Annotated in this window: 13 protein-coding genes and 1 pseudogene; 5 read left to right on the forward strand and 9 right to left on the reverse strand. The window is 45.8% G+C overall.

From position 1 onward, the window contains the following. Positions 1-180 (forward strand): annotated as a pseudogene (locus E5S67_RS32320) (FAD-dependent oxidoreductase); the annotation flags it as partial. Positions 181-275: 95 nt separating this feature from the next. Then, positions 276-488, forward strand: a complete 213-nt coding sequence (locus E5S67_RS08170) for a hypothetical protein (protein ID WP_246276678.1) — start codon at positions 276-278, stop codon at positions 486-488. A 62-nt stretch (positions 489-550) separates the two neighbouring features. Here the strand turns inward: E5S67_RS08170 and E5S67_RS08175 are convergent, their stop codons facing one another. Continuing rightward, entirely contained in the window at positions 551-916 is a 366-nt protein-coding gene (locus E5S67_RS08175) for a GxxExxY protein (RefSeq protein WP_246276679.1), read from the reverse strand. A 112-nt stretch (positions 917-1,028) separates the two neighbouring features. Here E5S67_RS08175 and E5S67_RS08180 point away from each other — a divergent pair, with 112 nt between their 5' ends. Together E5S67_RS08180 and E5S67_RS08185 are read left to right on the forward strand one after the other, a co-directional pair. After that, positions 1,029-3,749 (forward strand): valine--tRNA ligase, encoded by a 2,721-nt coding sequence (locus tag E5S67_RS08180; RefSeq protein ID WP_172186567.1) that lies wholly within the window; start codon positions 1,029-1,031, stop codon positions 3,747-3,749. A 155-nt stretch (positions 3,750-3,904) separates the two neighbouring features. Next, positions 3,905-4,402, forward strand: coding sequence for a hypothetical protein (locus E5S67_RS08185; RefSeq protein WP_172186568.1), 498 nt, complete (start codon positions 3,905-3,907; stop codon positions 4,400-4,402). Between the two features lie 142 nt (positions 4,403-4,544). Here the strand turns inward: E5S67_RS08185 and crtB are convergent, their stop codons facing one another. Further along, the gene (gene crtB, locus E5S67_RS08190; protein ID WP_172186569.1) at positions 4,545-5,474 is read right to left on the reverse strand and encodes a 15-cis-phytoene synthase CrtB; all 930 of its coding nucleotides are present in this window, start codon (positions 5,472-5,474) and stop codon (positions 4,545-4,547) included. A gap of 92 nt (positions 5,475-5,566) precedes the next feature. After that, the gene (pds, locus tag E5S67_RS08195; RefSeq protein ID WP_172186570.1) at positions 5,567-6,940 is read right to left on the reverse strand and encodes a 15-cis-phytoene desaturase; all 1,374 of its coding nucleotides are present in this window, start codon (positions 6,938-6,940) and stop codon (positions 5,567-5,569) included. Positions 6,941-7,261: 321 nt separating this feature from the next. Here pds and E5S67_RS08200 point away from each other — a divergent pair, with 321 nt between their 5' ends. Beyond that, a complete protein-coding gene (locus E5S67_RS08200; protein WP_172186571.1) occupies positions 7,262-7,900 on the forward strand; it encodes a restriction endonuclease subunit R in 639 nt (212 codons plus the stop codon). Between the two features lie 71 nt (positions 7,901-7,971). Here the strand turns inward: E5S67_RS08200 and E5S67_RS08205 are convergent, their stop codons facing one another. The 6 genes from E5S67_RS08205 to E5S67_RS08230 all read right to left on the reverse strand — a co-directional run bounded on the left by E5S67_RS08205 (position 7,972) and on the right by E5S67_RS08230 (position 14,193). After that, positions 7,972-8,601: a TraX family protein gene (locus E5S67_RS08205; RefSeq protein WP_172186572.1), complete on the reverse strand. Its 630-nt coding sequence runs from the start codon at positions 8,599-8,601 to the stop codon at positions 7,972-7,974. Positions 8,602-9,062: 461 nt separating this feature from the next. Beyond that, positions 9,063-10,370, reverse strand: coding sequence for a TFIIB-type zinc ribbon-containing protein (locus tag E5S67_RS08210; RefSeq protein WP_172186573.1), 1,308 nt, complete (start codon positions 10,368-10,370; stop codon positions 9,063-9,065). A gap of 86 nt (positions 10,371-10,456) precedes the next feature. Continuing rightward, a complete protein-coding gene (locus E5S67_RS08215; RefSeq protein ID WP_172186574.1) occupies positions 10,457-11,545 on the reverse strand; it encodes an SPFH domain-containing protein in 1,089 nt (362 codons plus the stop codon). 122 nt (positions 11,546-11,667) lie between these two features. Then, on the reverse strand, positions 11,668-12,438 hold the full coding sequence (locus E5S67_RS08220) for a Uma2 family endonuclease (RefSeq protein ID WP_172186575.1): 771 nt from the start codon (positions 12,436-12,438) through the stop codon (positions 11,668-11,670). 215 nt (positions 12,439-12,653) lie between these two features. Next, complete coding sequence (locus E5S67_RS08225) at positions 12,654-12,908, reverse strand: hypothetical protein (protein WP_172186576.1); 255 nt, start codon at positions 12,906-12,908, stop codon at positions 12,654-12,656. 34 nt (positions 12,909-12,942) lie between these two features. After that, the gene (locus tag E5S67_RS08230) at positions 12,943-14,193 is read right to left on the reverse strand and encodes an FAD-dependent oxidoreductase (RefSeq protein ID WP_172186577.1); all 1,251 of its coding nucleotides are present in this window, start codon (positions 14,191-14,193) and stop codon (positions 12,943-12,945) included. Between the last annotated feature and the right edge of the window lie 42 nt (positions 14,194-14,235).

The raw sequence follows: 14,235 nt of genomic DNA on the forward strand, positions 1-14,235 counted from the left end.
AATATTTATCAAGGACAAGGTGTCGGCGTGGCCGCTGGTTTGGCTAGCAAGTTCGGCGTGCCGCTGAATACGATTACTTCGGCTGAAACGAAAAAAACTCTGGAGACTTTAACGGGGAAAACTACGTATTTGTCGGGGAGAGATACGAGTTACGGGGTGGATTATAAGGAGGTGAAATAATTAGAGATATTAAGAAGAATGAACCGCAGAGGGCGCAGAGGGCGCAGAGAGGAGAGGGATGAGAGGGTTTGTTAGGAGAGGATGAGGCGGTCGGTATGGCGGTATCCGTCGGGCGAATTGCGACGGTGAATATTTATCAAGGACAAGGTGTCGGCGTGGCCGCTGGTTTGGCTAGCAAGTTCGGCGTGCCGCTGAATACGATTACTTCGGCTGAAACGAGAAAAACTCTGGAGACTTTAACGGGTAAAACGACGTATTTGTCTGGGAGAGATACGAGTTATGGCGTGGATTATAAGGAAGTGAAATAATTAAAGATATTCAGACGAATGAACCGCAGAGGGCGCAGAGAGGGGAGGAATAAAAGGGTTTGTTAAGAGAAGATGAAGCGGCGGATTCCTTCTTTTAAAAAACTGATATTAAAGTTGATGAGAAGGGTTAGAGGATAACCAGTCATTTTGAGGTACGAAATAACTTGAGCCTCATGGATAGGAAGTATAGTTTGGACTAACTTTAATTCAACTACGAGAGTGTTGGCAACCAGCATATCGTATCTGCCTTCCCCAACCACAACACCTTTGTAAATGACATTCATCGTAGGTTGAGGTTCAAAAGAAATTCCCAGGCGCGAGAGTTCTTCACGCAACGAATTCTCATATACCGCTTCCAAAAACCCCGGCCCCAACTCCTTATGAACCTCCATCGCTGCCCCAATCACAGCATAAGTCAACTCTTTCAAATCCCCTCCCAACTCTCTTCCCTCTGCGCCCTCTGCGCCCTCTGCGGTTCAAACATCTTCTCCTCGCTCTCCTGTGGCACAATCATAAATAAGATCAAACTCTCAAGCCACCATGACCGCAAACCTACCCCCGCAATACGACCCCAAAGCCACCGAAACCAAGTGGCAAAAATACTGGGAAGACAATCAAACCTTCAAAGCTGACCCAGAAGCCGGCGGCGAACCTTACTGCGTCGTCATTCCGCCGCCCAACGTCACCGGCAGCCTCCACATGGGACACGCTTTTGAAGAGACGCTGATTGATGTCCTCGTCCGCTATCACCGCATGACTGGACGCAATACGCTGTGGTTGCCGGGAACGGATCATGCTAGCATCGCAGTTCAAACTATTCTCGAAAAGCAACTCAAAGCAGAAGGCAAAACTCGCCACGATTTAGGCCGAGAAAAATTCTTGGAACGGGCCTGGGAGTGGAAAGCTGAATCGGGCAATACTATTACTAATCAATTGCGCAGTTTGGGCGTGTCTGTCGATTGGTCGCGCGAACGCTTTACGATGGATGAAGGCTTATCCGCTGCGGTTTTAGAAGCGTTTGTCCGCCTGTACGATGAGGGGCTGATTTATCGCGGCAATTACCTGGTGAATTGGTGTCCGGCGAGTCAGTCTGCTGTGTCGGATTTGGAGGTAGACCAGCAGGAAGTGGACGGGCATTTGTGGCATTTCCGCTATCCTTTGACGGACGGTTCTGGTTCTTTGGAGGTGGCGACGACTCGGCCCGAAACGATGTTGGGCGATACTGCGGTGGCGGTTAATCCGCAGGACGATCGCTACAAACATCTTATCGGTAAAACTGTGACTTTGCCGATCGTCAATCGCGAAATCCCAATCATTGCTGATGAGTTTGTCGATCCGACTTTCGGAACTGGTTGTGTCAAGGTGACTCCCGCCCACGATCCGAATGACTTCGAGATGGGTAAGCGTCACAATTTGCCGTTTATTAACATTATGAATAAGGACGGCACTTTAAACGAAAATGCCGGAGAGTTCCAAGGACAAGACCGATTTGTTGCCAGAAAGAATGTGGTGAAGCGGTTAGAAAGTGACGGGGTTTTGGTTAAAATAGAAGATTACAAGCATACTGTTCCCTACAGCGAACGCGGCAAAGTCCCGGTCGAACCTTTGATATCTACGCAATGGTTTGTGAAGATAGATCCTCTTTCTCAACGTGCTTTAAAAGAATTAGACCAAAATAACTCACCAGTCTTTGTTCCTGAAAGATGGACAAAGGTTTATCGCGATTGGTTGGTGAAGCTGAAGGATTGGTGTATCTCCCGACAATTGTGGTGGGGACACCAAATCCCGGCTTGGTATGCTGTTAGCGAAACTCAGGGAGAAATTACTGACACGACGCCTTTTGTGGTGGCGAAAAGTGAAGCTGAAGCTAGGGAAAAAGCTAAGGCTAAGTTTGGTAATGACGTGCAGCTAGCAAGAGATCCAGATGTACTGGATACTTGGTTTTCGTCTGGGTTGTGGCCTTTCTCAACTCTGGGATGGCCTGACGAAACTAAAGATTTGGAGTTTTACTATCCGACAACTACTTTGGTGACTGGTTTTGATATCATCTTTTTCTGGGTTGCTAGAATGACGATGATGGCAGGACATTTTACTGAAAAGATGCCTTTTGATACTGTTTACATTCACGGTTTGGTGTTGGATGAAAACGGTCAAAAAATGTCTAAGAGTAAAGGAAATGGTATCGATCCGCTGCTGTTGATTGGCAAGTACGGTACTGATGCTTTGCGCTACACTTTGGTTAAGGAAGTGGTTGGGGCAGGTCAAAATATTCGCATGGAGTACGATCGCAAAACTGATGAATCGAAATCGGTGGAATCTTCCCGGAATTTCACTAATAAATTGTGGAATGCGGCCAGGTTTGTGATGATGAATTTGTCGGGACAGACTCCGCAGCAATTGGGGCATCCTGCGGTTGAGGATTTAGAATTGTGCGATCGCTGGATTCTTTCTCGTTATTATCAAGTTGTGCAAGAAAGCCGCAATTGTTTGGAAAATTACGGTTTGGGGGAAGCGGCGAAGGGACTTTATGAGTTTATTTGGGGCGATTTTTGTGACTGGTATATTGAGTTAGTAAAATCTCGCTTGCAGCAGGATGCTGAACCAAATTCTAAGAAAGTGGCACAGCAAACTTTTGCTTTTGTCTTGGAAGGAATTTTGAAACTGCTGCATCCTTTTATGCCGCACATTACTGAGGAAATTTGGCACACTCTGACTCAAACAGGTGACGATGGATGTTTGGCTTTGCAAGCTTATCCTGAAGCCGACCTCTCGTTAATTGATGCTGATTTGGAACAGCAGTTTGAATTGTTGTTCGGTACAATTCGCACTATTCGCAACTTGCGGGCAGATGCTGATATCAAACCCAGTGTGAAGGTGACGGCGATTTTGCAAAGCGAAAGCGAGAAAGAACGCCAAATCATCTCAGATGGAGGCGTTTACATTCAGGATTTGGCAAAAGTCGAAAATCTGACAGTTACTGCTAGTTTGGATGTAGATTTGGGACAGACAATTGCTGGGGTTGTCGGTACTGTGCAAGTATTGATTCCTCTGGCTGGGGTGGTGGATTTGGTGGCTTTGCGTGCTAAGTTAGAAAAGAAGCTGAGCAAGGTGGAAGCAGAAATTAAGCATACTGCGGCGCGTTTGACTAATCAGAAGTTTGTGGATAAGGCTACTCCTGATGTGGTTCAGGGCGCGAGGGATGCTTTGGCGGAAGCCGAAAAACAAGCGGAGATTTTGCGCGATCGGCTAAAGGTGTTTTAATAGTTGACTGTTGACTGTTGCGGGGGCGGGTTTACGAGATAGTTAGTTTCAGGCAATTATTGTTTGTAAAACCCGCCCCTACGAACTCGCAAATCCTACCATAAATAACTAATAACCCCTATCTAAGAACCAATAACCAATTACTAATTACCCTCATGTTATATTTAGCCCAAGTACAAAATCAGGAAAATTTAGGCGAGATAAGTCTGCAATTGCTGGCTTGCCAAAATTCTGATGATACTTGGGCTATTCTTAGTGAAGAAAGTTTCTTGACATTACAGAAAGATTTTGATCGAAATCAAATTAACTCTGCAACTAATGTTTTAAATCAAGGGATTTTAGTATTAGCAAATGTTGACGAAAATAGCCAGGTTTTACATATTCAAGCAGCGACCAACTGGGTGCTACAATTAGTAGATAAATATTTAACAACAGGCTTTACTCCCGATTTTTTGCAGCAAGAAGCCCAGAAAGCAGAAGATTGGCGGCAATCTCTCACTTTGCAGAGTCAAGAATTGTCTCGCCGCTTGATTGAAGTTGAAGCCCGCCGGGAACAAATTCAAAATTTAGAGGCAAAACTCCAGCAGGAAAAGCAATTGTTGGAAAGTTCGATCGATCAATTGAAAAATTCACCCGCTACACCGCCACTTTGACTTAGATCGACACACCGCAGGCAGGGACACGGCACTAGCGCGTCCCCACAAATCTAATATGCAATTTGCTGGACATCATATAATTTGTAACTTGACAAATACCCCTTACCCGTTGCCGAATCGCCAGCAATACGGCCCGCGGCTAAAGCACTTTTGACTTCAGCCAAGCGGCGGGGAGACACAGCAGTTTCTGAGAATTGCTAACATAAGCCCGCTTCTGGAAAACATCGTACTGATTGCGTTCGATCGCATTTAAGATCCTGCTGTACAGCATGGTAGCAGCCCAAACTGTCCAGCGGATATCGGGACTCAGCACTTTAATTCCGGGCTCGGCGCTGGCGTATAATTTGCGAGCTCGCTGAATTTGAAACCGCATCAATTCCCGCCAGCGGTTGTCAATGACACCGTTGAATAAATCTTCTTCGGTGTAGTTAAACAAAGCTAAGTCTTCTAAGGGAATGTAAATGCGGCCGCGGCGGGCGTCTTCTCCGACATCGCGCAGAATATTAGTCAACTGCTTGGCAATACCGAGGGAGATGGCTTCTTCTTTGGGAATTCTATTCCCCCAGTGCCAATTCCAATTAGCAGCGGACTTCGATTCGTCTACACCCATGACAGACATCGACATCAGCCCTACAGTACCCGCTACTCGATAACAGTAAAGATTGAGCTCTTCAAAAGTTTCGTAGCGGCTGCGGTACAAGTCCATTTGCTGGCCCGCAATCATCTCCCGAAACGGCTGAATGTCGATCGGGAAACGAGACAGCGTATCCACCAAAGCTACGTCGTAGTCGTCGTGAGGATGGCCGGCAAACACAGATTCTAGGCGTTTTTCCCACAGATTGAGGGTTTCAGGGGTCGTTGCATCAGAACCCGGCCCGTCTACGAGTTCGTCGGTGCGGCGGCACCAGACGTAAATCGCCCAAATTGCCCGACGCTTCGCTTCGGGCATGAGTTGAGTGCCTAAATAAAAATTTTTGGCATAACTCGCCGTGACTTGGCGGCACAGTTCGTAAGAGTCATCCACAGAAGCCAGAGTTCTCATGCACTGGAGTTTTGACAGTTGCAGCATCCGAGAATAAGAAATTTAAAGATTAGAACTGACATTCCCCCGTTTAGAAAACGGGAGATTCTTTTACGTTTTTATGAAAAATTCTTAATTTTTCATTTGTTATTGGCCGTCGAAATAGCCTGCGCTGTCAGCTTACCAGAAAGCACGGCACCTTCCATACTCGCAAGATAACGCTGCATTGTATAATCCCCCGTTAGATAGAAATTGCTAATGGGAGTTGTTTGTGTGGGACGGCACTGCTGGCGTCCGGGAGTGGCTTTGTAAACGGAACGTGGGGTTTTGACTACGTGATATTTGAGCAGTTTGGCTGGTTCTGGGATTTGATCGGGAAAGAGTTTTTCTAACTCGACCATTGTGGCTGCGACGATATCTTCGTCAGATTTGCCTATCCAGTTTTTGGCCGGTGCTAAAACCAGTTCCAGCATTGATTTGTCTGGGTTGGCATATTCGCGGCAGGTGTTGCTCATGTCGGCGTAGACGCTCAGCAGGGGCGATCGCGAGAACAGCAAATGGTCGATTTCAGTTAGCTTGCGATCGAACCACAAGTGTACATTAATGACGGGTACTCCCTCCAAGCCTTCGAGCTGTTTGAAATAATCCATTTCGCCCCAAGGTTTCGGCATCATCAACTTGAGCGGGTCAACCGGCATCGCGGAAACGTAAATATCGGCCGTCAGAATTTCTGACTCTGCCCCTTTTACGCCCCGAATGTGGAAGCCGCGCACCGTGTTGTCATCGTTGAGCAAAAACTCTTTGATGGGTGCATTCAGCCGTACTTCGCCACCGCGCTCAGTTATGTAGTCTACCATCGGCTGACACAACCTCTCTGTGGGGGAACCGTCTAAAAAGGCCATTTTCGAGCCGTTTTTCTCTTGCAGGAAGCGGTTGAGGGCTGTCAGCAGTATGGTTGCAGATATTTCGTGGGGGTCGATGAAGTTGAGCGCCTTGGACATGGCGATGAATACTTCTTTTTCGACTCTGGGGGGGACGTTTTGCTTTTTGAGCCAGTCGGAAAACGAGTATTTGTCCATTTCTTCGACATAGTTTTGACCCTGAAGCATGGCCGGAATCAAACCTATACCGAAGCGGATTTTTTCGGGCCAGGTGAGCATATCGTTGTTGCCCAGGATGGCTGCGACGCCGTTGAAAGGGGCCGGAAGATCGGGAAAGTCAAACCGCGAATAAGTTCCGGGGTTGTTTGGCTGATTGAAAATCATGCTGTGCTGTTTCCATTGCAGCCTGTCTTCAATGTCGAGTTCTTTGAAGAGTTGGAGCATATTTGGGTATGCACCGAAGAAGATGTGAAGGCCGGTTTCGTACCAGTCGCCGTCTGCATCTTTCCAGGCGGCGACTTTGCCGCCGAGTACGTCCCGACTTTCTAGGAGGATGGGGGTGTGGCCCGCGTCGGTAAGATATTTTGCGCAGGAAAGTCCTGCTAAGCCTGCTCCGGCGATCGCAACTCGCATTTGATACTACTTGGCCTCTGTGTTCGCTTCGGTTTAATTATACTTTACAACTCGTTACATTTTTTGGGAATTGGGGCTGGTGGAGGTGAGGGGATTTTAGATTTTAGATTTTAGATTGCTCTCACAGCCTCAATCCGGGGGCTTGTGAGGACGACGCAGAGCTTTTTTCTGGCTCCCCAGCCGCGATCCGGGGGCCCCGGATCAAATTGCTTGATTGTCAAAGGACTGTTCCCAAAGATGCAATACCTCAGTATTAACGGAAATATAGGACTTTTTGCTATCATCAATTATGAGGAAAATTTCAATAAATTAGTTAAATTTATGGTACAAACAATTCAAGCTAAAAATGTCGCACTGAATGATTTGGAAACCCACTTCAAAATAGAGTGGGTTGAGGATGACCAATTTTTTCGCGAGTGGCAAGATGATTTGCCAGAAATCAGCGATTATGAAAAACAACGATTAGATAGAGTGAAAGCAAGTTACAGGAATTTGCTCAAACATCCGCCGCTGCTCGAAAATACAGTCAAAATGGTGGTGCTATCTCCGCTTTTGGATTTAGCTGATTTTTATCTTGCTCCTTTTCATGTTACTTCAGAAAAATCTGTAGAAATTGTTGACGAAGATGAGGGAGTGATTGTCAGGGGACAGTTGGATGTTTTGGTTTTATTTCAGGAGTTGTGGGTAGTAGTTATTGAATCTAAGAAAGCTGCGTTTTCTTTGGAAGTAGGCATACCGCAGTTACTGGCTTATATGTTAGCTAATCTGAGTGCCGATCGACCTACTTACGGATTGTTAATGAATGGGGCAGATTTTCTATTTGTCAAATTAGTTAAGCGGGAAAAAGCACAGTACGCTTTTTCTCGAAAGTTTTACCTTTTCAATCCTGGGAATGATTTGTACAGCGTGCTGAGTATTTTGAAGCGCCTCGGTGAGTTGAATGTTGGCAATACAGTTTAGAAAGCGATCGCGCTCTTCTGGGGCCGATCGCTCAGAGACGCGAATGAACTAATTAGAATCCCCAGTCTTATTTAGACAATTGTTCGCAGTGCGGCTAGCCCCCCAAGGTGTAGTGGGTAAAAATAATAGAAAAATCTTTTTTCTAAAGCCGTTGGTTTTTGATCTTTAGAACTATCGTAGTATGCCAGAACTAGCGGCGCGAATATGGCGAAAATTTGAATCCAGCTTTTGCAACTAATTGTATATCCGATATTTGCTATAGTCCAGCCGAACCACCAAAGGCGATCGCCTCCTCCTTTCCACCTAATCATCAATAGCGGGCAAGCCACTGCATACCAGCCGTAACTCACTCCTAAAATTTGAGCAGTTACTAGACCTGTGCTTAAAACTGCAATTTTGCGATCGAAGCGTCGGATGTAGCTCAAAGTTAGTGCTGCTACGGCAAAGCTAAACATGATGTTTAACTGTAAATTGCCAAAAAGTAACATATGAGGTATTTGAGAAAGTACCCCAAATAATATCAGTCGAGTAATTAGAGGATTTTTGTCCCCCGGTCGTTTCCAATTTTGAGCAAACACCCAACTAAACAACGGAAAACTGAGGCGACCGATGATGCGCATGGGTTCTGCTTCAAGCATCAATCCGATGTGGTCTATTAGCATTAGAGCAGCGGCCAACCATTTAATTAGATTTTGATTCATACAATTGATTCTCCTATTCTGTTATTAAAAGTTCTTTTGTTGTACTCATTAAAGATTTATTTGAGTTTTTGACACAACATATTTACAAACTTTCGCTCTCTCAGTAGGTTTGCTATGCTATAAAGTGCAGTTATTGAAGGTGTCTTTAAATGTCAATAATTCGTATTTTATTTATTATTTATAAAATTTTTTTATTAAGCTCTTCAGTAGAATTAAATCGAGTTTACTCATAATCAATCCTTAAAGCAACACCTAAATTAAATATAACTTGTTATATTTAGTTTAGGTGTATTAAAAAAAGATATGTAAAAGCAATGTTGTGTACTCCTTAAGGTAGATTTACATTAAATTTATTGATTCGGCTCAAATAATAATTGAGTTAATTTTACTGACATCGATCGCGACTACTACACCGACGACGATGCCTCCGCCGCCTCCGGTTACTGCTCCATCCAGAATTACTAGAGTGTAGAGGGAATAGGCGCTGGCGGTAATTTTTTGTTCGGTACAGGTGCGGTAGAGGGAACAGGCGCTGGCGGTAATTTTTGGCTTGGTGGTGCGGTAGAGGGAATAGGAACTGGCGGTAAACTTTGGTGCGGTACAGGTAGGGAAGTTGATTGGGGTTGCGGTTGAGGCAGACCGGGAACACGGATATATCTCCAATTACCAGTAAACAATAGGTACATAACACCCGCAAGCACGACACCGCTAAGCACAGCAGCAGTAATCTTCCAAACACTGTAGGGACGCTCGCCTTGAACTTCAGCGGTGCGAGCATTAACCATTACTTGATATCGCTGGTTTTGATAGCGATAGGCACACAGCCACACAGGTAGCAAAATATGTTTAAAAGTGATAGCATTGTAATCAGTGGAAATGCTGTGAACCTGCTGCTCGTCGCCGCCGATATCTCTACAAACATCGTAGCGAATAGTACCGGCCATGACATTTTTAGCAGATTCAAATCCTTGAGTGAGAGAAACTTGCGATCGCTGCGCTTCAAACCCAGCTAAATAAGATGAATTGTAAGCGCGCAGCGACTCCTTGAGATGCCAAGGTTCTAACGCATCCAGACGGCGGCGATCGACTGAAGTTGTGGCCGGAATCAGAATATCGTCAAAAGAGCGATCGACTCTGCCAGAAGCAGGCCACCACCTGGTATGTTGGACTTCGCGAGTTTTAGTTTCTGTTTCGCCCTGCGAGTTTGTTTCCGTATAAGTTTCAGTCACGTAGTAGTGTTCTCCGCGAGAACCCTGATAGTAACTAACCGTATAAGTGTCGTAAGTCCAAAACGGCAAATAAACCCCTTGAATTTTCTCCTGTTGCGCTAGGGATTTCAAAGCAGAAGGAGCAAACCAGCGGTTGCTTAGCCACTTCTGAATGCTTTCTCTGGCCTGTTTATCAGTAACTTCAAAAGGGACAATTCCCTCTGGATGCAAACTCGGGCTAGCTTTTTCAGGTTGCGTCACAATTGGAGAAGCGCAAAATGGGCATTGGCCCGCTACTTTCGGCGGTTCAAAAGTAACACTTGCTCCGCAATCATTGCATTTTACTTCAAGGGCTGTTGTTGATAAAGTTGTCAGCGTTGTTTCGTCGAATTGTAGATATTGTTCGTAAGAATTTTCCTTTACCTCTTCAGCAGTTTGGGGAATTGCATCTTCCCAGCCGCAGTAAGCACACTTGAGTTTTCCTGCTTGGGGGTTGAACTCTAAATAAGCCCCGCAGCTAGGACAGGGAAAACGCTTAACAGCAGGTTCCGAAGTATTCATAATAGTTTATTGGTGATGTAATTGGTAATTGGTAATTTGGAAAGCAGATCAATTACTAATTACCAATTAACTAAATATGCAAAATTTTAGGCGGCGGCTGGCGGGGGAGGCGGCGGGACTGTTGCCAACAAAGATGCTAATTCCGGCACTTGCGATGCTAACTTCCAGCCGTCAAAACCCGCACGCCACACCATTACCTGATGTGTCAAACCATTTTGCAGAAGTTGATGCAATTCAAAAGGGCCTAATTGTTGACCGTTCTGGGCAATATACCACTGAGTTTGTGTGGGTGGGGGAGGTGGCGGCGGTGTTTGCGATGCTGGCGGCTGCATCATATTTGTCATTTGCTGACCTAGTGCCATTCCCATGCCCAATTCTAATGCTTGATTGCCGCCACTGGGGTTATTTGCTGATGCTTCTATGGCGTTAGCAGCTTGATATTGGGTATATTGCTGCATATTTCCCAGAAGTCCGATCGAGGCTCGTTTGTCGAGCGCTGCTTCAACTTCTGGAGGCATCGAGATGTTTTCAATTAATAGCTGAGTTAACTCTAACCCAAACTGCTGGATACTTGGCTCTATGGCAACTCGTACCTGTTCGCCCATGTGGGTGTAGTTGGCTGCAAAGTCTAAGAGGGGAACGCGGGAACTGCCAACCCAATTGGCAAAGGCACTGACTATTGTATTGCGGAGTTGATCGGTGATTTCATCTACTTGAAATAGTCCGTCAGTGCTGATTAGTTGTTTTAAGAGTTGTTCGGGATGAGAAACTTTAATGTTGTATGTGCCAAAAGCCCGCATTCTCACTGGGCCGAGTTCGGGATCGCGGATAATTACAGGGTTAGAGGTTCCCCATCTCAGGTTTGTAAATATTTTGGTGTTAAAAAAGTAGACTTCTGCTTTAAAGGGAGAGTTGAAACCGTAGGGCCAACCTTTTAATGTGCTGAGAACGGGTAAGTTGCGGGTGTACAGTTCGTACATTCCCGGATCGAAGACATCGGCAACTCGACCTTCGCTGACAAAGACTGCTATTTGTCCGGGTCGTACAGTTAGTTTAGCACCTTGTTTAATTTCGTTTTGGTGGCGCTCGAATCGATAGGCAATGGTATCGCTCGTATTGTCCAACCATTCGATGATATCGACAAATTCGCCGCGAATCTTGTCAAAGAGTCCCATAGATTTATTTTGGGTTGTTGTTTGATTTTAGCTTCAAGAGGAGCGATCGATGTTCCCGATCGCCATTGTAAAGTTTTTAGATGCGATCGCTGGGGATGGGGGCGATCGCACTTGCAGGCAATTCACAATTCCGGTTCAATTCCAGCCGATCGCAACTGAGCGCGCAATTGCTCTAATTGGTCTTCTGCTTGTTGAGCTCTTTCTTGTTGGCGATCTGCTCTTTCTGCTCCCGATAACAGCAAATTTCCTGCACTATCCCACCAGCGCAGCCAAGGTAACTCAACATTTTGATACCTTCCTTGCCAAATTCCCAATTCCACTCCTAACGGTTCAATGGGATAATGACCGCGCTCATTTGCAGCAACTAATTGATACCTATCTTCGATCAGGTGATAGACTTCAACGCTAGCCTTAGTTACTTCATAAATTCCGTAAAAGGCCGGACGTATCACATTTTCATAAATCCAGAATTTACCCGGCTGAGTTTCCTGTTGACCCGATCGCAACAAAGGCGTTCTGTCCCGTTCTTCTGCACCATTGCCCGATACAAATTCTAACACAATTAACGGTGCTACAAATTCTTGCCACATCACATAAGAACGGCGCAATTGACCGTCAATAGTTGGCGGAACATTAGGCACATAAAACCAGTCAGGCGCTTCTGCACCCCGTTCTATCGGCTCAGTTAATCGCCAATAAATGCCGCTATCTTGACCGATACAATAGTTACCATCTGGATGAATGCTTTGTAAGACGGGAGTAATTGAATCGGTTAACAGGATGCTTTGGGGATGTTCTTGGAAGTTTTTCACAAAAGTGCCGTCGGATTCGGGTAGCTGAGTGTGGTCTGGCCAGCCTGTAGGATTGTTTTCTACATCTAAGGTAAATTTCATAGTTTTATTTGGATGGCAAGCATTGTTTTGTTTTGAAAGAACTACGGATGCAAATATTAGTGTCTAAAAGATAAATCATATCTATTCCGGTGTAACCGGAATGATATATAGGACACGGCAGTGCCGTTTTCCTACCGTGATTAATTGTAGAGACTTAGGCTCTCGCGGTGTCCTAACTGTGGGTAACATTAATTCCGATGCTACCGGATTTGATATCACAGCAATTCCTCCCGTTTTTCAAATTCCCCTTGTTCTCCCCGCACTAAAGGTTCATCCTGAAAGCACCCGCAAGTTATCTCAAAAAAACCGGGAGACCAGCCTAAATCTTCCGGTGTTTTAGCTTCATTTGCGGGTGATATGCGCTGGAAAACTACAATAACTTCCAAATCTGTATCTGTAATCCCAACCGGGACTTGCAAATGCAACATCCCGTCCGAACCGACGCGCGATCGTACTTTAATACTTTGCATAACTGTGGCCTCTTTAAGTTTGTGTGGTATCTGATTAATTTCGCACCCGAACCCGAGTTAATCCAAAACCAATTAATCGCGCTGGAATATTTCGCAAAATTGGTAACTGCAACAAAAGTGGCGGTGTAAACGGTCGATCGCTATCTAATGCCCCCTTAATAATTCGCTCCTGCATAAAGGACTGAAATGCTTGAATTACCCGCGTGGGCAACTCCCGCTGTCGCTGCACTTCTGCCAAATCCCACAGATGCACGCGATCGTTTTTCAGGGGGTTGCTGAGTACATTAGCCGCGACGACAGCATCTTGAATCGCATAGTTAATTCCCACACCGCCTACGGGCGACATGACGTGAGCAGCATCCCCAATTAAGAGCAAACCGGGACGATACCAGCGGGGAAGGCGACTCGATTCAACGGACAGAAAAGAAATTTGCGACCAATCTTTCAGTTGCTCGACCCTATCTGCAAATTCTGGTGCTAATTCAGCAACAGATTTTTGCAAAGCTTCTATTCCTGATTCGCGCAATTTCTGATAGCTGCCTTTCAGAATAATGTAACCGAGTTGCCAATAATCTAAGCGGTCGATCGTGACTAATAAATGACCTCCACCAGCTCGACCTCCCACGCCGGAATCTTTGACATCATGGGGACTGCGCGGCAAACGAAACCACAGGACATCCATCGGCGAGGAAGTTTTAATCGGTTCAAAACCTGCTAATTGGCGAAGGCGGGAAAAGCGACCGTCTGCACCGACTGTGAGGGTCGATCGCACTTCATGATATCCCCCGCGTCCCCGGTATCGAATTCCGCACACAACCCCATTTTCTACGATCGTTTCTTGTGCATTAGCTCCCATTACTAGCTGAAAACTGGGGTAGCGCTGCGCTTCGGCAATGATGAATTCGAGAAACTTGACTTGGGGAAGGATAGTGATGTAAGGATACTTGGTTTTGAGACTGGACAAATCTACGAGTGTGGCGGTATTGCCAGCAGCTTGGATGGTGAGTTGGCGCATTTTTGTATGGGGCAATTCCAGCAATTTTTCTGCTAAACCCAATTGCTCCATAATTTCCATTACTGACGGATGCAGCGTATCGCCGCGAAATTCTCGGTCAAAATCTTTGTGTACTTCTAGCAGCATGACTGGAATGTTTTGCCGCGCTAAAAGTAATGCTAAAACAGCACCCGCAGGCCCACCTCCGACTATGCAGCAGTTGGTATGCTGCACGTCAACGATCGAGTGTTCTTGAGAGGATTCTGAATTCTGAACAGAGTTGACAGTCATATTTTTATGTTTCTGTTTGCTCAACAATCCTGCTAGCTGCTT

This window comes from Microcoleus asticus IPMA8 (genome assembly GCF_013179805.1).
In the GTDB taxonomy this organism is placed as follows: domain Bacteria; phylum Cyanobacteriota; class Cyanobacteriia; order Cyanobacteriales; family Microcoleaceae; genus Microcoleus; species Microcoleus asticus.

What these genes read in the sequence shown, in the direction of transcription:
- E5S67_RS08170 (WP_246276678.1), top strand. Translation starts at nt 276, where the DNA reads ATGGCGGTATCCGTCGGGCGAATTGCGACGGTGAATATTTATCAAGGA.
- E5S67_RS08180 (WP_172186567.1), top strand. Translation starts at nt 1,029, where the DNA reads ATGACCGCAAACCTACCCCCGCAATACGACCCCAAAGCCACCGAAACC.
- E5S67_RS08185 (WP_172186568.1), top strand. Translation starts at nt 3,905, where the DNA reads ATGTTATATTTAGCCCAAGTACAAAATCAGGAAAATTTAGGCGAGATA.
- crtB (WP_172186569.1), bottom strand. Translation starts at nt 5,474, where the DNA reads ATGCTGCAACTGTCAAAACTCCAGTGCATGAGAACTCTGGCTTCTGTG.
- pds (WP_172186570.1), bottom strand. Translation starts at nt 6,940, where the DNA reads ATGCGAGTTGCGATCGCCGGAGCAGGCTTAGCAGGACTTTCCTGCGCA.
- E5S67_RS08200 (WP_172186571.1), top strand. Translation starts at nt 7,262, where the DNA reads ATGGTACAAACAATTCAAGCTAAAAATGTCGCACTGAATGATTTGGAA.
- E5S67_RS08205 (WP_172186572.1), bottom strand. Translation starts at nt 8,601, where the DNA reads ATGAATCAAAATCTAATTAAATGGTTGGCCGCTGCTCTAATGCTAATA.
- E5S67_RS08210 (WP_172186573.1), bottom strand. Translation starts at nt 10,370, where the DNA reads ATGAATACTTCGGAACCTGCTGTTAAGCGTTTTCCCTGTCCTAGCTGC.
- E5S67_RS08215 (WP_172186574.1), bottom strand. Translation starts at nt 11,545, where the DNA reads ATGGGACTCTTTGACAAGATTCGCGGCGAATTTGTCGATATCATCGAA.
- E5S67_RS08220 (WP_172186575.1), bottom strand. Translation starts at nt 12,438, where the DNA reads ATGAAATTTACCTTAGATGTAGAAAACAATCCTACAGGCTGGCCAGAC.
- E5S67_RS08225 (WP_172186576.1), bottom strand. Translation starts at nt 12,908, where the DNA reads ATGCAAAGTATTAAAGTACGATCGCGCGTCGGTTCGGACGGGATGTTG.
- E5S67_RS08230 (WP_172186577.1), bottom strand. Translation starts at nt 14,193, where the DNA reads ATGACTGTCAACTCTGTTCAGAATTCAGAATCCTCTCAAGAACACTCG.